Origin of the sequence: Microbacterium hominis NBRC 15708 (assembly GCF_001592125.1) — a bacterium.
Taxonomy (GTDB): Bacteria; Actinomycetota; Actinomycetes; order Actinomycetales; family Microbacteriaceae; genus Microbacterium; species Microbacterium hominis.
Genome location: NZ_BCWI01000002.1, coordinates 61,414 through 84,680 on the forward strand (window position 1 = coordinate 61,414; position 23,267 = coordinate 84,680).

Sequence of the window (23,267 nt, forward strand, 5' to 3'; positions counted from 1 at the left end):
CTGCGAACCATATTAGGTGATACTGAGTGTCATCGCGAGGCCTCTGTCGTCCGCGCCCGCCGAGGGACAGGATGGGGACCATGCCCTACGAGATCCCCGCCCCGATGCTCGCGAAGGCCGTCGCGGCCGTCCCCGACCCGACCAAGACGCCCGGTGGCCTGGCGTTCGAGCCGAAATGGGATGGCTTCCGCGCCCTCATCTCCTGGGACGGCACCGAGGTCGAGATCGGCTCGCGCGGCGCGAAGCCGCTCACGCGCTACTTCCCCGAGCTCGTCGCCGCCTGCGCCGAACTGCTTCCCGAGCCGTGCCTGGTCGACGGCGAGATCGTCGTCGCCCTCACCGCATCCGACGGGTCGCGCCGCCTGTCGTGGGACGCACTGTCGCAGCGCATCCACCCGGCCGCCTCGCGCGTCGCGCTGCTGAGCGCCGAGACTCCCGCGATGTTCATCGCCTTCGACCTGCTCGCGCGCGGCGACCGCGATCTGCGGGACGAGCCGTTCTCGACGCGCCGCGCGGAGCTGGAGCACCTGCTGGCCGGCGTTCCCGCGCCCCTGCACCTCACCCGGACCACGGCCGATCACGACCTCGCGACGCAGTGGCTCGCCCGCTACGAGGGTGCGGGCCTGGACGGCGTGGTGGCCAAGCCGCTCGCGGGTGCGTATGCACCCGGCAAGCGGACGATGTTCAAGATCAAGCACGCCCGCACCGCCGACGTCGTGCTCGTGGGCTACCGCATCCACAAGAGCGGCGAGGGCGTGGGCTCGCTGCTGCTGGGGCTGTACGACGAGACCGGCACCCTGCGCAACGTGGGCGGCGCGTCCGCGTTCAGCGACGCTCGGCGCCGCGAGCTCGTCGACGAGCTGGCACCGCTCGTCGTCACGGATGCCGAGGGCGCGGCGGTGACCGGAGAGACCGAGCGCTCGCGCTTCTCGGCGACGAAGGACACCTCCTTCGTGCGGCTGCGCCCCGAACGCGTGCTCGAGGTGCGCTACGACCAGCTGGAGGGGGCGCGCTTCCGGCACACGGTGCAGTTCGATCGGTGGCGACCCGACCGCGACCCGCGATCGTGCACCTTCGCGCAACTGGAGCAGGTGAGCGCGTACGACCTCGCCGACGTCCTCGCCTGAGGACGCGCGGACGGCGGCGCTCGGATCCGGCCCGCGCAGCACCGCACGGGCCGGATCCGGCTCTTCCGCACGTCGCCCGCATCGGCGCCGGGTCCCGGCGGCCGGACATGCGATCCGATGGTGCGGCTGGTGAGGGACGCTCTCCCCTCCTCCGTGATGCCGACGATACGCGCGCTCGCGCCCGCGCTCATCCGTCGGCGACCGTGAAAATCGCGGCCCGTTCTCCCGGCCCGTCCCCCTCGCCGCGGCACGGCGACGATGCGAGGATCGGACCATGGTCCCCGCCCCTTCCGACGAGCCGGACGCGCCCGCGCCCGCGCCGGAGCCGACGCCGACGCAGGAGCTCGCGCTCGAACCGGTGCAGTTCATCGCGCGCACCGACGCGGTGCTGCGCCTGGGCACCCTCATGCTCGGTGCGGGCGCATCGTCGGCCCGCGTGCGCGACAGCATGGTGCGCGCGGCGGCGGCGCTCGGGATCGACGACGTGCACTGCCGCGTCGGCATGACCGACATCGTGCTCACCACCGGCCGCGGCCAGCTCTTCCGCACCCGGGTCGCCGAGGTGCCGCGTCCCGCGGTCGACGCCGACCGCATGACCGCCCTCAAGCAGCTGACGGCGCGGCTGACGCCCGGCACCACCCCGTCCGGTCTGCAGGACGAGCTGCGCCGGATCGAACGGATGCCGCGACGCTACGCGGAGCTCACCCGCGTGCTCGCGGCCGCGTTCGCCTGCGCCGCGTTCGCCCTGCTCAACAACGGCGGCTGGCAGGAGTTCGTCGCGGTGGGCATCGCCGCCGCCGCCGGTCAGTGGGTGCGCATGCTCATCCACCGCCTGCGCACCAATGAGTTCCTGCTGGTGTTCGCCTCGGCGATGACGGCCCTGCTCGTCTATCTGGCCGTCGCACAGGTCTTCGTGGCCGCGGGCGTGCCGGGCGGTCAGCACGACGCGGCCCTGACCAGCGCGGTGCTCTACCTCGTGCCGGGCTTCCCGCTCGTCACCGGCGCCCTGGATCTTGCCCGCCTGGACCTCAACGCCGGCATCGCCCGCGTCACGTACGCCGTACTGATCCTCCTCGCCACCGGAACGGCGGTGTGGGGCGTCGCGACGCTGTTCGATGCGACGGTGACCCAGGTGGCGACTCCCGAGTTCGCCGAGCCGCTCCTCTCGCTCGTGCGCCTCGCGGCGGGCTTCGTCGGCGTCCTCGGCTTCGCGCTGCTCTTCTCGACGCCGTGGGCGATCGCATTGGTCGCGGCCAGCCTCGGCGCCGTCGCGAACGTCGGGCGGCTGGCGCTCGTCGACGCGCACGTGAACCCGGCCGTCGCGGCGGCGGCCGCAGCCCTCGCGGTGGGCCTGGGGGCCTACCTGTTCGGCGAGCGCCTGCGTGCCGCCCGGGTGACCCTCACCGTGCCGGCCGTGCTGATCATGGTGCCGGGCGCGGCCGCGTACCGCTCCATCGCGGGTGTCATCGGCGGTGACACGGTCGCGGCGATCCAGAACGCGACCACCGCGGTGTTCGTGGTGGTGGCGCTCGCCATCGGCCTCACGGTCGCCCGGGTGCTGACCGAACGGGAGTGGTCACTGCCGGCACGGTGACGTCGTGCGCGCGCCCGCCGTCGTCTACGGTCGAGGCATGGGCCTGTTCCGCGACACCTCCCGCACCGTCCGCATCGACCAGCGCGGCGCCGACGCGGTGACCGTGCGCCCGGCCGGCAAGCCGTGGAGTCTGTGGGCCGACGCGTTCGGGGCGCTCGCGATCCGCGCCGCCCAGATCCTGGTCGTCGTCGCCCTCGCCGCGGGGGTGATCTGGGGCATCCGCCAGCTGACGGTCGTGACCATCCCCCTCGTGATCGCCCTGATCCTCGCGTCGGCCTTCGCCCCGCTCATGAGCTGGCTGCGCCGGCGCGGCGTCCCTTCCGTCGTGGCGACGCTGCTGACGCTGCTCGCGATCGTCGTCGTGCTGACGGCGGTCGGCTGGCTGATCGTCTGGGCCGTCCGTGATCAGTGGGACGAGCTGGCTACGCAGGCACAGGGCGGGTTCTCCGACCTCTTGGCGTGGGCGAACACGCTGCCCTTCCAGATCGACCGCGCCCAGATCGACGAGTGGATCGCGACGCTCACCGATTTCGTCACGAGCGCGCAGTTCGGCAGCGGGGCGCTGGCGGGCGTCAGCGCGGTCGCCAACTTCATCACGGGACTCGTGCTCATGGTCGTGATGCTGTTCTTCTTCCTCAAGGACGGCCCGCAGATGTGGGCGTTCCTGCTGCGTCCCTTCCGCGGCGAGTCCTACGAGCGCGCGCTGCGCGTCGGGGACAAGACGGTCACGGTGCTCGGCTCCTACGTGCGCGGCACGGCGACCGTGGCGGCGGTGGATGCCATCGGCATCCTCATCGGCCTGCTCATCCTCCAGGTACCGCTCGCGCTGCCGCTGGCCGTGCTGGTCTTCCTGCTCGCGTTCATCCCGATCGTCGGGGCGACGCTCGCCGGCATCCTGGCGGCCCTCGTCGCGCTCGTCGCGAACGGCTGGCTCGTCGCGCTCCTGGTCGTCGGCGTGGTCGTCCTGGTCAACCAGCTGGAGGGCAACCTGCTGCAACCCGTGCTGATGGGGCGGTCGATGCACCTGCACGCGTTCGTGATCCTGGTCGCGTTGACCGCCGGCACCGTGCTCGGCGGCATCGTCGGCGCCGTCCTCGCGGTGCCGCTCACCGCGGTCGCGTGGGGCATCGTGCAGGTGTGGGACGGGCCGCACACGCCCGCGCGCTGGGCGCGTCCGCACCGCGGAGAGGCGAGGGCCGCCGAAGCGGCGCGCTGACGCCGGTCCGTCCCGCGCCGGTCCGTCCCGCGCTCAGGGGATCCAGACGACGACGCCGTTCTGGCCGCTCAGCAGCGCCGCGACACCCGCGTCGACCGCGTCGCGGCAGCGTTCGGGGGTGAAGCTGGCCGGGTCGTGATGCGCGGCCTGACCGAGGTCCTCTCCCCGGAAGCCCGCACCCGCCCAGTCCACGGCGAGCACGTTCTCCGTCGGCTCCGCCAGCTCGCCGCCGAGCACGAGGAACGGCTGATCGAGGTGGCTGGCCGTCACGATCGCGAGCGGGTCGACCAGCGCGTCGCCCGCCGACATGATCACATCGGGATGCATCCCGATCGCCTCGGAGATCGCGGGGATCGGATCGGTTCCCGCCCGCACCTCGCGAAAGTCTGCCCCGACCTCCCGCGCCCAGGTGCGCACGGCCTCGGCCATCGTGGCGGTGCCCGCCTCGTCGCCCATCGTCAGCAGCACCACGCGGTACCCCCGCGACGGGTGGGCGCCGAGCCACGATCCCGGGCTCGGCGTCATGGTCGCGGCGGGCGCGAGCGGCGTGGCGGGCAGGAACCCGGGCTGCGCCGCGGCGACGAGCGTGGGAGAGGGATGCGGCGAGCTCCAGTCCGCCGCGCATCCGACGAGGGATGCCGCGACCACGACGATCGCCAGTCCCGCGGCCACGGAGCGCGGACGCGCGGGCAGGGGACGGAGCCGAGCGGGTCGCACCCCTCCAGCATCGCCGTCGATGCGGCGGGCACCGCTACCGGCGGCACGTCGTTCGTCCAAGGTTGTCACACGGGTCAACCTCCGTTCACCGAGCACGCGCACGCTCACGCCGTGACCGTTCGCCGCCTCCCCACCGCCCTCCTCGTCGCGTTCACTGCCGTGCTGGCGGTGGCCCCCGCACTCGTGTCGGCATCCGCCGCCCTGGCGCACGGCTTCAGCTCGGTCGTCTTCGCCGACCTGTCGCACGACGAGGACGGACGAACGGTCGCGACGCTGCAGCTCGAGTACGACCTGCTGGTGGTCTCGGCGGCCGACACCCAGCAGGACGACGACTTCTTCCGGGCGGGCACGGCCGCTTTCGATGCACGCGACGACGCGGCGATGGCCGCGGCGGTCAGGGATCATCGCGACACCGTCTCGCGCTACCTCGACGAGCGCTTCACGGTCCGCACGACCGGCGGCGACGCGGGCACGTGCACGCTCGGCGCACTCGATACCGTGACGATGACCGTGCAGGAAGGGGTGCCCTACGTGGTCCTCCCGCTCGCGGTGGACTGCCCTCCGGGAGAGGCGCACGTCGTGCGCAGCACCCTGTTCCCCGACGAGGAGGGCTACGTCACGGGCACGAAGACGATCCTGACCTACGACATCGACCTGCACGCCGGGTCGGCCGCCCTGGACGCCTCGACACCGGAGTTCTCGACCGCGCAGAGCACGTGGGAACGCTTCTGGGAGTTCTTCCGCCTGGGCGCCGAGCACCTGCTGACCGGCATCGACCACATCCTCTTCCTGCTCGCGCTCATCGCCGGCTCGCGAAAGCTCCGGGAGATCGTCCTGGCCGCGACGGTGTTCACGATCGCCCACTCGGTGACCTTCATCCTCGCCGCGACCAAGGTGGTGAGCCTGCCGAGCATCATCATCGAGCCCACCATCGCCCTGTCCATCGCGATCGTGGCCGCCTGGTATCTGTTCCGCCTGTGGCGCGAGGGTGAGGCCGCCACCGAGCTGACCCGTGACTCGGGTCCACTCGGGCTCGACCGCGCCGGCTGGCTGCGGCTCCTCGTGGTCTTCTGCTTCGGCCTGATCCACGGCCTCGGCTTCGCCTCCGCCCTCGGCATCGACGAGCCGTGGTCGTGGACGCTGCTGTGGTCGCTGCTCGTGTTCAACCTCGGCATCGAAGCCGTGCAGATCGGCCTCATCGCGCTCGTGTTCCCGGTGCTCGTGCTGCTGCGGCGACGCACTCCCCGTCTCGCGATGTGGGCCACCGGCGCCCTCGCGGTGGCCGTCACCCTCGCGGGCCTCATCTGGTTCGTGCAGCGCGTCTTCGGCTGGGACTGAGCCCGCTCTGGGCGAACCCTCAGAGTTTCGCCGCGACGTCACCGCTCCGGGGCGAGATGTTCACCGCGGTGTCATCCCCGAGGCGGATCGTCCAGATGACGCCCCTCGCGGCGCCTGCGTCGGGCCTTCGCCACGCATCCCTCACCCATGAACGGACAGACCATGCCGCACTCCGCCGAACTGCGAGCGCCGCGCCTCCCGCGCCGGTCGATCGCCTGGATCACCGCCGCCACGCTGTGCGCGACGGCCTTCGCGGGAGTCGTCGCGACTCCCGCCCTCGCCGACACCCCGACGACGCAGACCGGCGTCATCCTCGGCGTCGGCGCCGACGAGACCCAGCGCATCGTGAGCTGGTACACCTCCGCCGACACGGCCCAGGTCGTGCAGGTCGCGCCCACGGCCGCGCTCGTGGGCGGCGCCTTCCCGGCATCCGCCGTGACGTTCGCCGCGACCGGCGGCGCCAACATCGCGACCAGCGGCGGCTACAACCGCCACGCGACCATCACCGGCCTGCAGGAGAACACGCAGTACTCCTACCGCGTCGGTGCCGAGGGCGCGTGGTCGACGACCACGACCTTCCAGACGCACTCCTTCGAGGGCGACTTCGACTTCCTCTTCTACGGCGACCCGCAGATCGGCTCGTCGGGCGATGTCGCGAAGGACACCGCCGGGTGGGTCGACACGGTCAACGTCTCGCTGCAGTCGAACCCGAACGCGGAGCTGCTCGTCTCGGGCGGCGACCAGGTCGACAAGGCCAACACGGAGGCGCAGTGGGACGGCTTCCTCGCCCCCGCGCAGCTTCGCAGCTACCCGTGGGTCGCCACGATCGGCAACCACGACGTCGGCGGCAAGGCGTACGAGCAGCACTTCTACACCCCCAACACCGACCGATCGAGCCAGTACTACGTCAACGGCGACCCGACCTCCAACACGTCGGGCGGCGACTACTGGTTCATCCACAAGGACGTGCTGTTCATCGACCTGAACTCGAACAGCTACACCTCCTCGTCGGGCGGCGGCGGCGACGCGGCTCACATCCAGTACGTCACCGACGTCATCAACGCTCACGGCGCACAGGCGAAGTACACCGTGCTCGTCTACCACCACGCGATCTACTCCCCCGCCGACCACGCGCAGGATGCCGACAACAAGGTGCGCCGCGTCGACTTCCCGACCACGTTCTCCCAGCTCGGGGTCGACCTGGTGCTCCAGGGCCACGACCACAGCTACTCGCGCTCGTACGAGATCAAGAACGGCCAGAAGGCGAACGCCGACGAGAAGCCCGGTCAGAACGAGGTCTTCGAGGGCCCCGGGGGCGTCGTCTACGTGACGGCGAACTCGGCCTCCGGCTCGAAGTACTACGACCTCACCGCGCCCGTCGCCGGTGACGCCACCTCCGGCGCGGGCAACGGCGCCGACCCGCAGAACCCGTCGAACTACTGGTACAACTCGGTCGAGAACCAGGAGCACGTGCGCACCTTCGTCAAGGTGCAGGTGCAGAAGGACGCCCTCGTCGTGCAGAACGTGCGCTCCGGCACGTGCGACGCGCCGAACGCGGCCGTCGAGCTGCGCAAGGTGCTGTGGTGCGGCCCCGCGAACGGCACGCAGGCGGCGCAGCCCGTCGGCTCGGTGCAGGACGAGGTGACCATCCACCCCAACCACGGCGACGGTCAGGACATCCAGGTCGACGTGCCCGACGCCGCCCCCGGCGAGTTCGGCTGGACCATTGACGGACACAACGGTCTCGTCGACCTCGGCACCGCCACGGAGAAGAGCAACAGCTACTTCGAGGCCACCGGTCAGATCAACCCGATCACCGTCACCGACACCCGCCGCGCCGTCGCCCCCTGGTCGATCGCGGCGAAGGTCGGCGACTTCACCGACGGTGACAAGTCGTTCTCGGGCTCGTACCTCGGCTGGACCCCGAAGCTGGTGACCGCCGGCGGCGGCGCCGTCGCGGGCGCGACCGTCGGCTCCGGCTACGACGGCGGCACGGGTCTGTCCGACTCGCGTGTGCTCGGCTCGGCCGCGCAGGGCCACGAGCGCGGCACCGCCACCCTCGGCTCCGACCTGGATCTGAAGATCCCGGTCGACGTCGACAAGGGCAGCTACCGCGGCACGCTCACCCTCACGGCGATCAGCAACTGATCTCCACCCCACCCCGCGCCCCGGGGCGGATCGGCGCACATCGCCGCCGATCCGCCTCGGGACGCACCCGTTCCCACCCCACGCCGGAGGACCCCATGTTCCGCTCCCGCCGCTCCCGCCGCTCTCTCCCCACGGCGCTGGCCGCTCCCCTGCTGGCCGCGGCCGTCCTCCTCGGGGGCGTCGCGCTGCCCGCCGCCTCCGCTCACGCGGTCACGGATGCCGCCGCCGCCGACTCCGCGGACGACGTCACCTGGACGGTGCGCACCGCCTCGAACGGCTTCGGCGCCGAGCGCACCTCGTACACGTACGCGGTCGATCCGGGCCAGAGCGTCAGCGACGCCCTCGTCGTGAGCAACCACGGCAGCGCGCCGCTGCAGCTGGCGGTGTACGCCGCCGACGGCTACACGGGCGCGGGCGGGCAGCTCGACCTGCTGACGCCCGCGGAGACCTCCGTCGGCATCGGCGCCTGGACACGTGCCGCCGCGACCACCGTCACGGTGGCGCCGGACGAGTCGGCGACCGTGCCGTTCGAGGTGTCGGTGCCCGCGACCGCGACCCCCGGCGACTACGTCGGCGGCATCGTCACCTCGCTCGCGTCGTCGGCCGATCAGGGCATCTCCGTCGACCGCCGCCTCGGCGTCCGCATCGGGCTGCGCGTCTCGGGGGCGCTCGCCCCCGCGCTGACGATCGAGAACCCGCAGGTGAGCTGGGGAGGCACGTGGGGACTCGGCCGCGGCGCGGCCACCCTCACCTACACGCTCCACAACACCGGCAACACGACGATGGGGGCCCAGCAGGCGGCCTCGATCGCGGGCCCCTTCGGCTGGTTCCCGACGGATGCCGGCGACGTCGCGCCCGAGGTCCAGATCCTCCCCGGCGAGACCCGCGACGTGCAGATCACCGTGCCGGGCATCGCCGGCATGCTCGCCCTCGTGGCCTCCGCGACGGTCACACCGATCGTCGTGGACGCGTCCGGTTCGACGAGCGCGCTGGAGCCCGTCGCGACCCAGACGATGGGTCTCGCCGTCCCGTGGCTGCTGCTGATCCTCGTGCTGCTCGCCGCCGCGATCGCGCTCGGCGCCGTCTGGTTGCGCCGCCGCGCCGCCGCGACGCGGCGACGGCGCGAGGACGAGCGCGTCGCCCGCGCCGTCGCCGACGCCCTCGCGGAGGCCCAGGGCACGGTCGGCGCGGAGGATGCCGCGGACACCGTCGCGCACGGGCCGAGCGCGGCCGGCACCCGCGCGTCCGGCGCGGACTGACGACCCGGCGATCGTCAGGATCGACGCGCGGCGCGGGCACGCAGCGCTGCCCCGGCGGCGAGCAGCGCCGCCCCCACCGCGGCGAACGCGAGCGCGCCGGCCACCTGGTCGCCGGTCGACGCGAGGCCCCCGGCGTCGGAGCCGCCCGATGCGTCCGCGGGCGGGGTCACGGGCGGCGCGCGGCGATCGTGGGGAGGAACGACGACCGCGATGACCATGGTCGAGCCGCCCCCGTCCGCGCTCGCGCCGTCGTCGGCCGCGTATGCGAGAGAGGTCGGCCCGGCGAGCAGGGCGATCGTGGCAGCTAGTGCGGCGAGACAGCGCGTCGCGGCATCCCTCGCACCCATTCCCGCCCCCTTCCGCGCCGCAGCGCTCGCGCGCCACGATAAGCGGCGCGGGTGTCGCCGCGGATGCCGGTGGGCGACGCGGCGGTGAACCCGCTCAGTCCTTCTTCGCCCGACTCGGCTGCACCCGCGGGGGCTCGCCGGGCATCTTGGGGAACTCCGGCGGGAACGGCAGCTCGCCGAGCCCCGCCTCGAGGTCGCGCTGCCACCACTGGAGCAGCGTGTCGATGCGGCCCGGGGAGCGCTGCAGCCCCTCCCAGGGGTCGCCGATCGCGGCGAGACGCTCCGGGACGGTGCGCACCGTGAACGCCGTGGGATCGACGCCGTCCGCCAGCTCGTCCCACGTGATCGGCGTCGCGACCGTCGCGGACGGGAGAGCGCGCGGACTGTAGGCGCCGGCCATCGTGCGATCGCGGTTGGCCTGGTTGAAGTCGACGAAGATGCGCGCGCCGCGCTCCTCCTTCCACCAGTCCATCGTGACGGCATCCGGCAGCCGTCGGGCGAGCTCGCGCCCGGCGGCGATGACGGCGTGCCGCACGTCCAGGAACTCATGGGTCGGCTCGATCGGGCAGAACACGTGGATGCCGCGATTGCCGCTCGTCTTCAGCCACGGCTCGAGCCCGGCCTCGCGCAGCACCTCGCGCAGCGCGGGCGCGACCGCCGCGGCATCCGCGAAGTCGGTGCCCGGCTGGGGGTCGAGGTCGATCCGCAGCTCGACGGGGTTGTCGGTGTCGTTCGCGAGCGAGGCCCACGGATGGAAGACGACCGTGTTCATCTGCACGGCCCACACGATCGCCGCCGCCTCGTCGAGCACGACCTGCGGGTGGCGGCGACCGCTGTTGTACGTGCACATGACCTCGTGCACGTAGTCGGGCGCGCCGCGCGGCGGGTTCTTCGAGAAGAAGCGCTCACCGTCGACCGTGTCGGGAAACCGCTCGAGCGAGACCGGCCGGTGGCCGTTGGCGCGCAGGAACGGCTCCGCGACGGCGAGGAAATACTCGGCGAGCTCGCGCTTGGTGATGCCCGACTCCGGCCAGATCACGCGGTTCGGGCTCGACAGCGACACCTCTCGGTCGCCGACCTCGATCGTGATGCGCTCCGATGCCATGCCTCGACCCTAGGGGGCGCCCGGCGGCGGCGACAGGGGTCTCAGCGACGGCAGCGGATTCGGATCACTCAACCGGATGCGGACGGCGCGGCGCGCGGCATCCGCATCTGTGTCGCGCCCCCGATTCCGCGAGCGCCCGGGGTGTCAGTCGTCGGCGAGGGCGATCACGCCGGCGAGGGCGGCGCGGTCCAGCTCGATCCAGGGACCGCCGGGGTCGACGACGACGCCGGTCAGACCCGGCTCGGATGCCAGCGCCCGCCCGAGCTGCACGGGCTGCACGGGAAGGGGCCGATCGCCGCGACCGAGGGCGACGACCTCCAGCGGATGCGAGAACACCTCGATGCGTCGCAGTCCCTCGGGGGTCCGCGCCTCGGCGAGCCCCATCCGCCCCTCGGCGTCCGTGCCGCCGGCGACCCAGACGGGAAGGCGCGACAGGGCGTCGGCGACGCGGGCGGGCGTGCTCTCATCGCGCGGTCCGGACAGGAGCGCCTTGATCTCGAAGGTGGGCTCGCTCTCCTCGATGGCGCGGCTGAGCAGCGGCGCGGGAAGGATCACCCGGGCACCCGGCGTGGCGTGGTCGAGGTAGATGCCGTCGTACCCGCCGGCAACGGCGTTGCGCAGCACCTCGAGCGCGGGCTGGCCGATGACCGAGGTCGACGCACCCCCCTCGGACTCGACGCTGGCCTGCAGCGCGGCACCGCCGCTGAAGGCGAGGAGGAAGCGCTTGCCCTCGAGCGATGCGATCGCGAGGTTGATCTGTTCTCCCGCGGCGAGCAGCGCCTGCACGTCGCCCTGCGCGCGGAGGAACAGCTGCCCCTGCAGCGCCTGGCGCATGACGTTCATGATCTCGGTGTTCTGCGGTTCGTCCGACAGCGCCGCGAGAGCCGCCTGCAGCAGCCCGTTGTCGATCAGGCCCGGAACGATCTCTTGAGCCTCGGGCGCGGTCGCGGCGGGCCGGGTCGCCGCCGCGGGCGGGGCGGAGGCGACCGCGGGGTCGGTGCCGAACGTCGAGACGGAGATGCGCACCTCGGGCACCGCTTCGGCCGCGGCCTCGGTCGGCGCGGACGCGTCGGCGGCGGACTCGGCCGGATCGACCGCGGGCGTCGCCGCATCCTCGGTGGTGTCGGATCGGCCGCGACGCGAGAACAGTGCCATGCGTCCGAGCCTAGCCGCGGCGCCCCGACGCTGCCGCCGCCGGCGCAGAGCGCTGCGCTACAGCTTCTCGATCGGCGCGATCTTGATCAGCAGCTTCTTCTGGCCGGCCCGATCGAACCGCACGTGCGCGACGCGCTTCGCGCCCTCGCCCGTGATCTGGTCGACGCGACCCTCGCCGAAGTCCTCGTGGCGGATGCGGTCGCCGGGAGCGAGCTCCATGTCGCCGTTGTCGCGCACCTTCGCCGGAATGCGGTTCGTGAACTTGGTCAGGTCGCCCGCCGGCTTCTCGCGTCGCGGCAGGGGGACGAGATCGTCGCCGTAGCGCGATCCGCCCGATCCGCCGAAACCGCCGCCCGGACGCCGCGCGTTGAGCGCGCGCGAGGGGCCGCCGCCGCGGGAGTTGATGTCTCCGGGCGACTGCCGCCAGTCGATGAGCTCGTGCGGGATCTCCTGCAGGAACCGGCTGGGCATCGCGACCGAGACCTCGCCGAACTGGGCGCGCGTCATCGCGAGCGACAGGTGCAGCCGCTTGCGGGCGCGGGTCAGGGCGACGTAGAACAGGCGCCGCTCCTCCTGCGGGCCGCCCGGCTCGCCGGCCGAGATCCGGTGCGGGATCAGATCCTCCTCGACGCCCGTGACGAACACGGCGTCGTACTCCAGCCCCTTCGCCGTGTGCATCGTCATGAGCGACACCGAGCCCGACGCGTCGGCGAGGTCGTCGGCATCCGAGACGAGCGCGACCTCCGTGAGGAAGTCGAGGATCGTCCCGTCGGGATTGTTGCGGGCGAACTCGCGCGTCACCGCGACGAGCTCGTCGAGGTTCTCGACGCGCGCCTCGTCCTGCGGATCCTTCGACATCCGCAGGGCGTCGAGGTAGCCGCTCTTGCCGAGCAGAAGGTTCAGCCCGTCGGTGACGGAGGTGGGGGGCGGCGCCTCGCCCGAGGCGGGCAAGAGGATGGCGGTCGCCTCGGCGAGCACGGCGTCGAGCTGGGCGATGGCGGCCTGGATCTTCGGCCCGACGCCGAGGGCGGACGCATTGGCCAGCGCATCGCGGAAGGTGATGCCCTCGTCCGCGGCGTAGCGGGCGATGGCCGTCTCGGTGACGTCGCCGATGCCGCGGCGGGGCTTGTTGAGGATGCGGCGGACGCTCAGCTCGTCGGCCGGGTTGGCGACCGCGATCAGATACGCGAGCGCGTCCTTGATCTCGGCACGCTCGTAGAACTTCGTGCCGCCCATGATCTTGTACGGCACCGCCGCGCGGATGAAGATCTCCTCCAGCGCACGGGACTGCGAGTTGGTGCGGTAGAAGACGGCCATCTCGCCGTACGCGAGTCCCGCGCGATGCAGGGCCTCGACCTCGTCAGCGACGAACTGCGCCTCGTCGTGCTGGGAGTAGCCGGTGAAGCCGACGATCTTCTCCCCCGCGCCGACGTCGGTCCACAGCTTCTTGTCTTTGCGGTCGAAGTTGTTGCTGATGACGGCGTTGGCGGCGGTGAGGATGTTCTGGGTCGACCGGTAGTTCTGCTCGAGGAGCACGACCTTCGCACCCGGATAGTCGCGTTCGAACTCGGTGATGTTGCGGATGTCAGCGCCGCGGAAGGCGTAGATCGACTGGTCGGAGTCGCCGACCACGGTCAGCGAGGCGCCGTCGGTCTCGTCGAGCAGCGCCCCGACGTCTTCGATGGGCCGGGTGAGCTCGTGGATGAGCGCGTACTGCGCGTGGTTCGTGTCCTGGTACTCGTCGACCAGGATGTGCCGGAACCGGCGCCGGTAGGTGTCGGCGACGTGCGGGAAGGCGCGGAACAGATACACCGTCTGCGCGATGAGGTCGTCGAAGTCGAAGGCGTTGGCGCGCTGCAGCGAGCGCTGATAGTCGGCGAAGATCTCCGCGAACAGACGCTCGGCGGGGTCGCTCATGTTGGCCGTGCGGGCGAAGGACTCGGCATCCGCGAGCTCGTTCTTGAGCTTCGAGATGCGGCTCTGCACGGATGCCGGGGTCAGGCCGAACGCGTCGGCCTCGTACTGCTTGACGAGACGTTTGACGAGCGCCCGAGAGTCGCCCGAGTCGTAGATGGTGAAGCTCTTGGTGAAGCCGAACTGGTCGGCCTCGCGGCGGAGGATGCGCACGCACGCGGAGTGGAACGTCGAGATCCACATCCCCTGCGCGGTGTCGCCGATGAGCTGCCGGACGCGCTCGCGCATCTCGCCGGCGGCCTTGTTGGTGAAGGTGATCGCGAGGATCTGACTCGGCCACGCCTCGCGGCCGCGCAGCAGCGAGGCGATGCGGCGCGTGAGCACGCTGGTCTTGCCCGATCCGGCGCCGGCGACGATGAGGAGCGCCTGTCCGCGATAGGTGACCGCTTCGCGCTGCGGGGGGTTGAGCCCGGCCAGGAGGTCGTCGTCGACGCGCGCCCCCGTGCCGCGCGCGGCATCCGTGGGCATGCCGACGATGACGGGCTTGATCGGGTCGCTCATATCCCGACAAGTCTAGGTCGCGGCTCCGACACCGCAGGCGCCGCACGGACGCGGGGACACGGTGACACGGCGAGCGGCACCCGTTGCGGCGACAATGGACCCATGCGCACGATCCTCAACATCGTCTGGATCATCTTCGCCGGCTTCTGGCTGTTCGTCGGCTACGTGATCGCCGGGGTGGTGCTGTGCATCCCGATCATCACGATCCCGTGGGCGATCGCCTCGTTCCGCACCGCCGGCTACGTCATCTGGCCATTCGGACGCACGATCGTGCCGAAGCCCACCGCGGGCGTGGGATCCTTCCTCGGCAACGTCGTCTGGGTGATCCTCGCCGGCTGGTGGCTTGCGATCGGGCACCTCGTCAGCGGCATCGCGCTCTGCATCACCATCATCGGCATCCCGATGGCGATCGCCGACTTCAAGATGATCCCGATCTCGCTCATGCCGCTCGGCAAGGACATCGTGTCGACCCGCCAGGGCGCGTTCGACCGCACGCTGTGATGCGGCGGCCGGAAGCCCGTCACGCGCGGACACATAACGCAAACACAGGTCACACATCTAGGCACGACGGGCGTGGCGGGTTAGCGTGATGGCGTCCCCACCTCGGGGCATCGCGGCGATCCGGGCGGACCCGGGCACCGGTTCATACCCGGTCGCGTTGCGGGTTCGACTCCCGCCGTCGCGTCCAACTCCCCCGATCCTCGAACCGCGGATCGCGCACGGCTTCGCCTCAGGCGAACCCGTCCTCCCCGCGCATTCGCAGGCGCAGGGCCTACCCTCGCTTCATCCGGCATCCGCATCGCCGGCCCGAGGAGGCTCTCATGCGCAGAACACCGATCCTGGCCGTGATCGCCCTGGCGGCGCTCGCCCTCACGTCGTGTGGGTCGGGGGCCACCGACCCGGCCTCGGAGTCGCCCGCCGCGTCGGCGTCGAGCCGACCTCCCCTGCAGACGGCCACGCCGGGACCCGTCGGCCCGACGGGCGCTGCCGTGGAGGTGCCGCAGAGCCGCTGGGATGCGATCGTCGCCGATCTGACCGCACGCGGGGTGAAAGGCACCCCGCAGCTCGTGTCCTCCCAGGCCGTGACGTTCAACGACGGCTCTCTCGGGTGTGCGACGCCCGGCCAGAGCTACACGCAGGCGCAGATCGACGGCCTGCGCATCATCGTGAGCGTCGACGGCACGACCTACGACTACCGGTTCGGCCAGGGCGCCGAGCCGAAGCTCTGCACGGCCTGATCCCTGACCGGGCGCACGACGGAGGGGACGGATGCCGCGGCATCCGTCCCCTCCGTCGTGGCGGGCCTACTTCTTGAGCGGCAGCAGCAGCGCCTCATCGGCGCCGGACTGGTTGTCCATCACGACCACCATCGAGCCGAGCGGCTTCTGCGCCTCGATCTGCTTCGCGTTGAAGCTCACGTCGACGCTCGCCGAGCCGCGCTGCGGGACGGTGACGTACTGCCCGTTGCTGATCGCCGGAGCGGTCGGGTCGTAGGTCGCCCACCCGTCCACGGCATCCGACGCGTTGTTGGACGCGAAGGTCTCGGCCGTGTACGAGAAGGCACCGGTGATGCCGAGGTCGCTGGCGCGGACCGGCAGCAGCAGCGTGCTGCTGTCGGTGGGCGCCTGCGTGAGGAACCCGGCCGCCGCCAGCTCCTTCGTCTTCGCGTTGACGATGAACACCTCCGAGAGACCGTTCGTGTCTCCGTTGCGCACGGCGCCCGAGTCCGCCGACAGGACGATCCAGTCGGCCTGGCCGTCGCGATCGGTGTCGATCACGATGTCGTACTCGTTGGCGGCGGCGTTGGACCACCGGTGATGCATGTTCATCGCGAAGACCATCAGGTGATCGTCTCCCTCGGCGAACGACTGCACACCGACGGCACGGATGTCATACCCCGTGTCGGGCAGCGACGCCGCGGCATCCTTCGGGTCCGACAGCCCCCAGGTGTAGACGTCGGCACCGGCCGGAAGAGCCCCGGCGAGGTTGCGCAGCGTCAGCTTCTTGGTGCCGTCGGCGACCTTCTGCTTGCCCCCGAACCACGGACCGTTCGCGGTCGCCTTCACCGTGCTGTCCGCACGGGGGACGAGCAGATACGGAACGCGCAGAGTCGAGTCGGCCGCGCTCAGCACGATGTCGCCGGAGATCTCCGAGAACGCGAACTGATCGGACGCCCCCACAGAGCTCGGCACGTCCTTCGCGGCCGCGGCGACGATGAGCAGCAGCTTCGCCGTTCCCCCCGCCGGCACCGTGATCGACCGGTTCGAGAGGATGATCCGCGCCTTCTTCGACTGCGCCGAGGGCGCCGTCGAGACGTCGTAGCGTACGGCGGTCGGGCCGTCGTTGCGCACGGTGACCGTCTTGACCCCGCCGAAGCCGAGCGGCGACTCCTGGAAGCCGAAGCTCAGCGCCGACTCGCGGGCCCAGCCGCTCTCCGTGCGGAAGGCGTCTCCCGTCGCGGTCACCGTGGTGGCGACCGCCTGCGCCGCGTCGACCAGGCCCACGCCGCCGAGAGTCAGGCTCTGGCCGGCGACCTTGTCGGGGTCTGCAGTCGACACGACGGATGCCGCGATCTGCGGAGCCGTCCAGGACGGGTGCGCCTCGGCCGAGAGCGCGGCGACGCCGGCCACGTGCGGGGCGGCCATCGAGGTGCCCGACAGGATGGCGGCGCCGTTGCCCGAGCCGACCGCGGCCGACGAGATCGACACACCGGGGGCGGCGACGTCGGGGCTGATGGCGCTGTCTCCGGACCGCGGACCGGACGAGCTGAACGACGCGTAGCCGCGGAAGCCGGGGTTCGCGATCTGGGTGGCCACGAGGCTCGCCGTGGCGCCGGAGACGAAGACCGGGCCGTTCGAGGACCGCACGCCGAGGAACGGGATCGTCAGATCGAACGCCTCGCCGGTGTCGGGGTTCGCGGTGACGGCACCTTCGTACGGCGGCAGATCGTCGGTCGTGTTGACCATGACGACGGCCGCGGCACCGGCCTGCTGGCCGTAGATCGCCTTCGCGACGCGGGCGCAGGAGCCGCGGTCGACGACCGCGAGCTGCTTGCCGCCCGGCACGATGCCGGCGGCCGTGAAGGCGGCCGCGGAGCAGCCCAGCACGTTGTCGCCCGTCAGACGCACGACCGAGAGGTCGCCGAGGCCGTCCAGCGAGGCCCCGTTGGCGTTGATCGCCTCGACGGGGGCGCCGTCGACCGTGACCGTCGCGCCCGGGAAGCCCTCGGCGCTGTCCACGGCGGACACCGAGATGACGCCGTCGCCCGTGCCGGGAGAGCCGGTGAGGTAGGGGTTGTGTCCGGCGTTGCCGGACGAGGCCACGACGACCACACCGGCGCCCACCGCGTTGGCCGCGGCGACGGCGTCGGGGTCGTCGCCCCGGCCGAAGGACGAGCCGAGCGACATGTTCACGACGTCCATGCCGTTGTCGACCGCCCAGTCCAGGGCGGGCACGACGACGTCGGTCGATCCCTCGCAGCCGAAGACGCGCACCGCGTAGAGGTCGACCTGCGGCGCGACGCCGGGGCCGACGCGGAAGGTGTTCGACGGGGTCGTCGTGTCGTAGGGGCCCGGATAGGTCGTGCCGTCGGCGAGGACGCCGGAGCCGCCCGTGGTGCCGGCGACGTGCGAGCCGTGGCCGTTGCAGTCGAGCGGGTTGTCGTCGGGGTGCGGCACGGGCTGGTACGACGCGCTGGTCGGGTCGGCGTTGTAGTCGTCGCCGACGAGGTCGATGCCGCCCTTGACGCGCGGCGCGTCGGGGCCGTAGAGCGCGGGGTCGGCCGGCTGCGCCGACGTCGCGGCGGCCGCCTGGAACGCCTCGACGGTGCCGGGCCCGCCGAAGGTGGCGTGCGTGTAGTCGATGCCCGTGTCGATGATGGCGACCTTGACGTTCTGGCCCGTGTAGCCCGTGCTCTCCCACACCTGCGGGACGCCGAGGAACGGCACCGACACCGCGTTGTCGACCGAGTAGGTGCGCACCGGGTGCACGGCGACGACGTTCGGCATCGACGCGATGGCGTCGAGCTCGGCCGCGGGCACCTTCGCCTGCAGGCCGTTGTACGCCGACTGCATCTCGGCCTGGACCGACCCGCCCTTGTCCTCGATCGCCGCACTGACGGGCTCCTGGGCATCCTTGAGCCGGCTCTTGACGTCGCCGCGCTCACCGTCGCTCAGCTCCCGGCCCTGCTCGGCTTCGACGACCGCCACGGGGTCGCCGGTCATCTCCACGACCACCGTCACGAGGCCGTCGGCCCCGATCGCGGCCGACGTGAACGAAGTCGAGACCTTCCCGGCGGATGCCGCGGGCAGGAACCGTGACGAGGGATCGCTGCCGTCGGGAGTGGCCGCGTACGCGGCTGCGGAGGGCAGGAGCAGCGCTAGCGCGCCGGCTGCAGCCAGAATGCGTCGTCGCAAAGGGGGACCGCCTTTCGTGCAGGGGGAGGTGCCACATCGGGGTGTGACGCGGCTGTATGGAGGCTATGCACCCCCTGCATACGGCGAAAGGAGGATGAGAGGATCCTCATCCATTGGCACTGCCGCCGCCGTCAGGCGATGCGCGTGCCCGGAGGCAGCTTCCGCGCGGGGGTGCGCGTGCGGGCCCAGGCCCACCACAGCAGCAGCGCGGCGAGCGCGATCTGCACCGCCAGTCCGACGAACCAGCTCGGCACCGTGCCGTCGATGACCTGCTGGGGCGAGCGCCGGTCGCCGTCGTCGACGTACATGCGGGGGTCGCAGTCGTCCCACCGCTGCTCGAGGGACGGCGGCACCTGAGCCGAGCGGACGGAGAGCTTGAGCGAGCCGAACAGGTCGTCCGGGTACCCGTACTCGTTGTAGGTCGTCGGCGTCGCATCGCCGAGGATGACGAAGGGGTTGGCCGACAGCATCCACCAGACGTAGTCGAAGCGCGGTACCCGGTAGGTGCTGGTCGTCCACTCGCCGCACACGATCCGACCCGGATCGTTCCCGCAGTCGTCGCCGCCGTCGCGGCACAGGGGCAGGCCGTCGGGCCCGATCTCGTACGACCGCGTCAGCGAGGTGCCCTCGCTGGCGACGGCGGAGCCGATGAGCCCGAACCCGAGCGGTGTGCCCACGGCGAGCGCGGCGACGACGAGATAGGTCGTCGCCACGGAGAACAGCGGACGGGCCAGCACGCCCGACAGCGCGACGCCGATCGCGGCGATCACGCCGGTCTCCAGGACGAGCACGGCGAGCGACACGACGACCGTCAGTGCGTTCACCCCGCCCGCGAACGTCGAGATCACGAGGAACGGCGCTGCGACCGCGGCGAACGCGAGCCCCGTGATCCACCCCGCGAGGAACTTGCCGAGCAGGATCTCGCCGGCCGTCACCAGCGTGACCTGCACGGGCGCGAGGGTCGCGGCATCCCGGTCGCCGTTGATGCTGTTGCCGCTGAGGGTGGGCGAGACGAGGAGCACGAGCAGCAGGGTGACGTAGACGACGACGGAGAAGACCCCCGGCCCGCTCTGACCCCACCCGCCGTAGGCGAGGAACGCGAGGGCGGTCACACCGATGAGGACGAGGGCGAAGACTCCGAGCAGCACGTACCACGAGACGGTGCGCACGCGTTGCAGCAGCTCGAGACGGGCGATCGTCCACAGCCGCGCGGCGCTCATGAGCGGTCTCCTTCGAGGTCGAGGAAGGTGTGTTCCAGCATCCCCGTCGCGGCGGCGAACTCCGCCACCGGCAGGCCCGCTCCGACGAGGGCGGCGAGGGCGGATGCCGCGTCCGCGTCGCTCGCGAACGCGACGAGGAGGTCGCGGCGGTCGATCGGCACGAGCGCGGCGTCGAGTCCCAGGGTCTGCGCCACCGGGAGCACCGCTGCCGTCGCGTCGCGGTCGGCCAGCCGGATGCGCCAGGAGCGCTGACGCGTCGCCGCCGCGGCGACGCGGTCGCCGGCGACCGTGGATCCCTCGACGAGGAACACGGCGTCGTCGACCACCTCCTCCAGCTCCGAGAGGATGTGGCTGGAGAGGAGGATGGTGCGCCCGTCGGCCGCGAGCCGGCGCAGCAGCACGCGCAGATCGATACGCGCCTGTGGGTCCAGACCCGACGCCGGCTCGTCCAGGAGCAGCACCCGCGGGTCGTGCACGAGCGCCCGCGCGAGCCCCAGCCGCTGCTTCTGGCCCCGCGACAGCACCCGTGCGGGGGCGTCGGCGAGCGCGGACAGCCCCACCTCGGCGAGCAGGCGGGCGGCACCCTCGCGCGCCGGGTCGGGTTCGATGCCGTACAGGCGCGCGGTCATCGTCAGCGTCTCCCGGGCCGTCAGCGACGGCCAGGCGCCGAGCGCGTCCGGCATCCACCCGAGCACCGCGCGGGCCGACGCCGGGTCGGCGACCGGGTCGATCCCGCCGATGCGGATGGTGCCGGCATCCGGCGCCAGCAGCGACGCCAGCATCAGCATCAGGGTGGTCTTGCCGGAGCCGTTGGGGCCCACGAGACCCGTCACGGCGCCGGCGCGGGCGTCGAAGGAGACGTCGCGCACCGCGTGGACGGCGCCGAACGAGCGGCGCACCCCGGTGACGACGATGCCGGAAGGGCTCATGCCCTCACCCTATGCGGTCGCTGTGGAAGGACACCGCCGCGCCGCCGGCCGCTGCGTCAGCGGAAGAACGCGACCCCGAGGTCGGCGTGATCCACGAAGACGCCGTCCACCCCGGCATCCGCGATCACCCCCCACTCCCCCGCGTAGTCGCCGAACGCGGCCTTCGACCGGCCCCGCCGGTACGCCGCCAGGAGGAAGGCGTTCTCGGGACGGCAGGTCCACGTGAACACCCGGAGCCCGCGCTCGTGCGCGTCGGCGACGACGCGGGCCGGACCCGTGGCACGGCCCAGCCGATCGGGGGCGAGGATCATGCGTTTGTCGACGCTGATCGCGTCGACCTCGCCGGCGAGGCGGTCCAGACCCGCCGGCGTCGCCTGCTCGCGGTAGGTCGGTGGCGTGCTCCCGGCGGCGGAGAGGAGGTCGTAGGCGGTGCCGCTCGCCTCGAGCAGGTACACGTACGTGCCCCGGATGCCGCGGGCGCGCAGCCGCATCAGCACGTCCTGCTCGAAGGACTCGAGGTACAGCGGCAGTTCGCCGTCGGCCCACCCCGCACGCCGGAGCTCCGCGGCGACGAGGGCGTCGAGGTCGACGCCGAGGCCGGCGAAGTACGTCGCGTGCTTGATCTCCAGCACGACGCCGATCTCTCGCCCCTGGTCACGGGACGCCGTCCGCACGAGGTCCAACACGTCGCGGAGGCGCAGCGGCGGCTCCGCCCCGTCGAACGCGGCACTGGACGGGCGCAGCTGGGGCAGCCGCTCGCGGCAGCGCAGCGTCGCCAGCTCGTCCCACGTGAAGTCCTCCGTGAACCACCCCGTGTGCTCCACCCCGTCGATGGTCTTCGTGGTGCGCCGCGCGGCGAACTCGGGGTGCTCGGCGACGTCGGTCGTCCCGCCGATCTCGTTCTCGTGACGCACGACCAGCACCCCGTCGGCGGTGACGACGACATCCGGCTCGACCGCGTCCACGCCCAGCGCGAGGGCGAGCGCGTACGACGAACGGGTGTGCTCGGGCCGATACCCCGGGGCGCCACGATGACCGATGATCAGGGGCCGGACGGCAGGCATGCCTCCCAGGCTAACGAGAGCGGCTATGACCTCTCCGAGCGCCTTCACAGCAGCGACACAGCCGGGCCCTGACGCCGCGCGACACCCGTCCGATAGCCTGGTGTCACAGCACCTCACTGTGCACCCGTCCGGTGCACCCCTAGGGAGTGGAAAGAGACCATGGCCTCCGGCAACTTCGCATTCAACAACCCGGCGTTCCAAGAGCAGCGTCCCGGCCTCACGCCGCCGGCCGCGCCGCAGCCCGGCGCCCAGACCGCCTACGCCGCGACGTCGCACCAGGTGACGGATGCCGCGGTGAACGCCCAGCTCGAGGGCGCCTTCGCGGCGCCCGCCGCCGCGTCGCACCAGACCGGCCGGATGACCGTCGAGGACACCGTCGCGAAGACCGTCGGCCTGTTCGCGATCCTCCTCGTCACGGCCGTCGTCGGCTGGGTGTGGACCCTGGGCGGCGCGTTCTCGCCGGAGCAGCTCACCACCACCTCGCAGGTGACGATCGTGCCCTGGATCATCGGCATGCTCGGCGGGTTCGTGCTGGCGATGGTGATCTCGTTCACGTCGCGCAAGAAGGTCCGCCCCGCGCTGATCTTCGCCTACGCGGCGTTCGAGGGCCTCTTCGTCGGCGGCATCTCGGCGTACTTCGAGTTCATCTGGCCCGGCATCGTCATGCAGGCCACACTGGCGACCCTGTCGGTCGTCGGTGTCACCCTGGCCCTCTTCGCCAGCGGCAAGGTCCGCGCGAGCGCGCGCGCCACGAAGATCTTCATGATCGCGATGATCGGCTACCTCGTCTTCGGCCTGCTGAACGTCGTGCTGATGATGTTCGGCGCGGCGGGCGAGGGCGGCGCCTTCGGTCTGTACAGCAACATCAAGATCGCCGGCATCCCCCTCGGCCTGATCATCGGTGTGCTCGTGGTCATCATGGCCGCGTACTCGCTCGTGCTCGACTTCGACCAGATCCAGCAGGGTGTGCGCAACGGCGCGCCCCGCGAGTACGGCTGGCTCGGCGGCTTCGGCATCATGGTGACGGTCGTGTGGCTGTACATCGAGATCCTGCGCCTCATCGCGATCGCGCGCGGCAACAACTAGTCGCCCCGCGCCCCGCGCGCACGAAGGCCCGTCCGGCTCCCCGGGCGGGCCTTCGGCTTTCCCGGCAGAGCC

Annotated in this window: 18 protein-coding genes and 1 tRNA gene; 10 read left to right on the top strand and 9 right to left on the bottom strand. The window is 71.8% G+C overall.

Annotation, left to right across the window (positions count from 1 at the left end):
- Positions 1–80 precede the first annotated feature (80 nt).
- From MHO01S_RS03875 to MHO01S_RS03885, 3 genes are all read left to right on the top strand, one after another.
- Positions 81–1,127, top strand: a complete 1,047-nt coding sequence (locus MHO01S_RS03875) for an ATP-dependent DNA ligase (protein ID WP_060959783.1) — start codon at positions 81–83, stop codon at positions 1,125–1,127.
- A 274-nt stretch (positions 1,128–1,401) separates the two neighbouring features.
- Positions 1,402–2,721, top strand: coding sequence for a threonine/serine exporter family protein (locus MHO01S_RS03880; RefSeq protein ID WP_061781858.1), 1,320 nt, complete (start codon positions 1,402–1,404; stop codon positions 2,719–2,721).
- 37 nt (positions 2,722–2,758) lie between these two features.
- The gene (locus tag MHO01S_RS03885; protein ID WP_060959785.1) at positions 2,759–3,937 is read left to right on the top strand and encodes an AI-2E family transporter; all 1,179 of its coding nucleotides are present in this window, start codon (positions 2,759–2,761) and stop codon (positions 3,935–3,937) included.
- Between the two features lie 33 nt (positions 3,938–3,970).
- Here the strand turns inward: MHO01S_RS03885 and MHO01S_RS03890 are convergent, their stop codons facing one another.
- Positions 3,971–4,654, bottom strand: coding sequence for a hypothetical protein (locus MHO01S_RS03890; protein WP_231735098.1), 684 nt, complete (start codon positions 4,652–4,654; stop codon positions 3,971–3,973).
- Positions 4,655–4,765: 111 nt separating this feature from the next.
- Here MHO01S_RS03890 and MHO01S_RS03895 point away from each other — a divergent pair, with 111 nt between their 5' ends.
- From MHO01S_RS03895 to MHO01S_RS03905, 3 genes are all read left to right on the top strand, one after another.
- Positions 4,766–5,992, top strand: coding sequence for a HupE/UreJ family protein (locus tag MHO01S_RS03895; protein WP_060959786.1), 1,227 nt, complete (start codon positions 4,766–4,768; stop codon positions 5,990–5,992).
- Positions 5,993–6,139: 147 nt separating this feature from the next.
- Positions 6,140–8,140, top strand: coding sequence for a purple acid phosphatase family protein (locus MHO01S_RS03900; RefSeq protein ID WP_223848730.1), 2,001 nt, complete (start codon positions 6,140–6,142; stop codon positions 8,138–8,140).
- Positions 8,141–8,235: 95 nt separating this feature from the next.
- Positions 8,236–9,399 carry a WxL protein peptidoglycan domain-containing protein gene (locus tag MHO01S_RS03905; RefSeq protein WP_082808022.1) on the top strand — a complete coding sequence of 388 codons (1,164 nt, stop codon included), beginning with the start codon at positions 8,236–8,238 and terminating at the stop codon, positions 9,397–9,399.
- Between the two features lie 14 nt (positions 9,400–9,413).
- Here MHO01S_RS03905 and MHO01S_RS03910 read toward each other — a convergent pair whose 3' ends face one another.
- The 4 genes from MHO01S_RS03910 to MHO01S_RS03925 form a co-directional block, all read right to left on the bottom strand.
- The gene (locus tag MHO01S_RS03910; protein ID WP_061781859.1) at positions 9,414–9,746 is read right to left on the bottom strand and encodes a hypothetical protein; all 333 of its coding nucleotides are present in this window, start codon (positions 9,744–9,746) and stop codon (positions 9,414–9,416) included.
- A gap of 94 nt (positions 9,747–9,840) precedes the next feature.
- Entirely contained in the window at positions 9,841–10,851 is a 1,011-nt protein-coding gene (gene ligD / locus MHO01S_RS03915) for a non-homologous end-joining DNA ligase (protein ID WP_060960345.1), read from the bottom strand.
- A 144-nt stretch (positions 10,852–10,995) separates the two neighbouring features.
- Positions 10,996–12,006, bottom strand: coding sequence for an SseB family protein (locus MHO01S_RS03920; RefSeq protein WP_061781860.1), 1,011 nt, complete (start codon positions 12,004–12,006; stop codon positions 10,996–10,998).
- Positions 12,007–12,063: 57 nt separating this feature from the next.
- Positions 12,064–14,481 carry an ATP-dependent helicase gene (locus MHO01S_RS03925; protein ID WP_060960344.1) on the bottom strand — a complete coding sequence of 806 codons (2,418 nt, stop codon included), beginning with the start codon at positions 14,479–14,481 and terminating at the stop codon, positions 12,064–12,066.
- A 102-nt stretch (positions 14,482–14,583) separates the two neighbouring features.
- On the opposite strand from MHO01S_RS03925, the gene MHO01S_RS03930 reads away from it, so the two are divergent.
- The 3 genes from MHO01S_RS03930 (at position 14,584) to MHO01S_RS03935 (ending at position 15,719) form a co-directional block, all read left to right on the top strand.
- Positions 14,584–14,982 carry a YccF domain-containing protein gene (locus MHO01S_RS03930; RefSeq protein WP_060960343.1) on the top strand — a complete coding sequence of 133 codons (399 nt, stop codon included), beginning with the start codon at positions 14,584–14,586 and terminating at the stop codon, positions 14,980–14,982.
- Positions 14,983–15,093: 111 nt separating this feature from the next.
- Positions 15,094–15,169, top strand: a tRNA-Met gene (locus tag MHO01S_RS16435).
- A 133-nt stretch (positions 15,170–15,302) separates the two neighbouring features.
- Positions 15,303–15,719 carry a DUF8738 domain-containing protein gene (locus MHO01S_RS03935; RefSeq protein WP_060960342.1) on the top strand — a complete coding sequence of 139 codons (417 nt, stop codon included), beginning with the start codon at positions 15,303–15,305 and terminating at the stop codon, positions 15,717–15,719.
- A 66-nt stretch (positions 15,720–15,785) separates the two neighbouring features.
- Here MHO01S_RS03935 and MHO01S_RS03940 read toward each other — a convergent pair whose 3' ends face one another.
- The 4 genes from MHO01S_RS03940 to MHO01S_RS03955 all read right to left on the bottom strand — a co-directional run bounded on the left by MHO01S_RS03940 (position 15,786) and on the right by MHO01S_RS03955 (position 22,109).
- A complete protein-coding gene (locus MHO01S_RS03940) occupies positions 15,786–18,896 on the bottom strand; it encodes a S8 family peptidase (protein ID WP_061781861.1) in 3,111 nt (1,036 codons plus the stop codon).
- A gap of 131 nt (positions 18,897–19,027) precedes the next feature.
- The gene (locus MHO01S_RS03945) at positions 19,028–20,116 is read right to left on the bottom strand and encodes an ABC transporter permease (protein ID WP_060960340.1); all 1,089 of its coding nucleotides are present in this window, start codon (positions 20,114–20,116) and stop codon (positions 19,028–19,030) included.
- Positions 20,113–21,045: an ABC transporter ATP-binding protein gene (locus MHO01S_RS03950; protein ID WP_061781862.1), complete on the bottom strand. Its 933-nt coding sequence runs from the start codon at positions 21,043–21,045 to the stop codon at positions 20,113–20,115. Before MHO01S_RS03950 ends, MHO01S_RS03945 begins: the two co-directional genes overlap by 4 nt.
- Positions 21,046–21,101: 56 nt before the next feature.
- Positions 21,102–22,109, bottom strand: coding sequence for a glycerophosphodiester phosphodiesterase family protein (locus tag MHO01S_RS03955; protein ID WP_060960338.1), 1,008 nt, complete (start codon positions 22,107–22,109; stop codon positions 21,102–21,104).
- A gap of 159 nt (positions 22,110–22,268) precedes the next feature.
- Between MHO01S_RS03955 and MHO01S_RS03960 the strand changes: the two genes are divergently transcribed.
- On the top strand, positions 22,269–23,195 hold the full coding sequence (locus MHO01S_RS03960) for a Bax inhibitor-1/YccA family protein (RefSeq protein ID WP_060960337.1): 927 nt from the start codon (positions 22,269–22,271) through the stop codon (positions 23,193–23,195).
- The last annotated feature ends 72 nt before the right edge of the window (positions 23,196–23,267 follow it).

Coding starts and splice junctions, on each gene's coding strand:
- MHO01S_RS03950 (WP_061781862.1), bottom strand. CDS start 21,045: ATGAGCCCTTCCGGCATCGTCGTCACCGGGGTGCGCCGCTCGTTCGGC.
- MHO01S_RS03875 (WP_060959783.1), top strand. CDS start 81: ATGCCCTACGAGATCCCCGCCCCGATGCTCGCGAAGGCCGTCGCGGCC.
- MHO01S_RS03920 (WP_061781860.1), bottom strand. CDS start 12,006: ATGGCACTGTTCTCGCGTCGCGGCCGATCCGACACCACCGAGGATGCG.
- MHO01S_RS03955 (WP_060960338.1), bottom strand. CDS start 22,109: ATGCCTGCCGTCCGGCCCCTGATCATCGGTCATCGTGGCGCCCCGGGG.
- MHO01S_RS03935 (WP_060960342.1), top strand. CDS start 15,303: ATGCGCAGAACACCGATCCTGGCCGTGATCGCCCTGGCGGCGCTCGCC.
- MHO01S_RS03880 (WP_061781858.1), top strand. CDS start 1,402: ATGGTCCCCGCCCCTTCCGACGAGCCGGACGCGCCCGCGCCCGCGCCG.
- MHO01S_RS03910 (WP_061781859.1), bottom strand. CDS start 9,746: ATGGGTGCGAGGGATGCCGCGACGCGCTGTCTCGCCGCACTAGCTGCC.
- MHO01S_RS03900 (WP_223848730.1), top strand. CDS start 6,140: ATGAACGGACAGACCATGCCGCACTCCGCCGAACTGCGAGCGCCGCGC.
- MHO01S_RS03945 (WP_060960340.1), bottom strand. CDS start 20,116: ATGAGCGCCGCGCGGCTGTGGACGATCGCCCGTCTCGAGCTGCTGCAA.
- MHO01S_RS03960 (WP_060960337.1), top strand. CDS start 22,269: ATGGCCTCCGGCAACTTCGCATTCAACAACCCGGCGTTCCAAGAGCAG.
- MHO01S_RS03885 (WP_060959785.1), top strand. CDS start 2,759: ATGGGCCTGTTCCGCGACACCTCCCGCACCGTCCGCATCGACCAGCGC.
- MHO01S_RS03925 (WP_060960344.1), bottom strand. CDS start 14,481: ATGAGCGACCCGATCAAGCCCGTCATCGTCGGCATGCCCACGGATGCC.
- MHO01S_RS03930 (WP_060960343.1), top strand. CDS start 14,584: ATGCGCACGATCCTCAACATCGTCTGGATCATCTTCGCCGGCTTCTGG.
- ligD (WP_060960345.1), bottom strand. CDS start 10,851: ATGGCATCGGAGCGCATCACGATCGAGGTCGGCGACCGAGAGGTGTCG.
- MHO01S_RS03905 (WP_082808022.1), top strand. CDS start 8,236: ATGTTCCGCTCCCGCCGCTCCCGCCGCTCTCTCCCCACGGCGCTGGCC.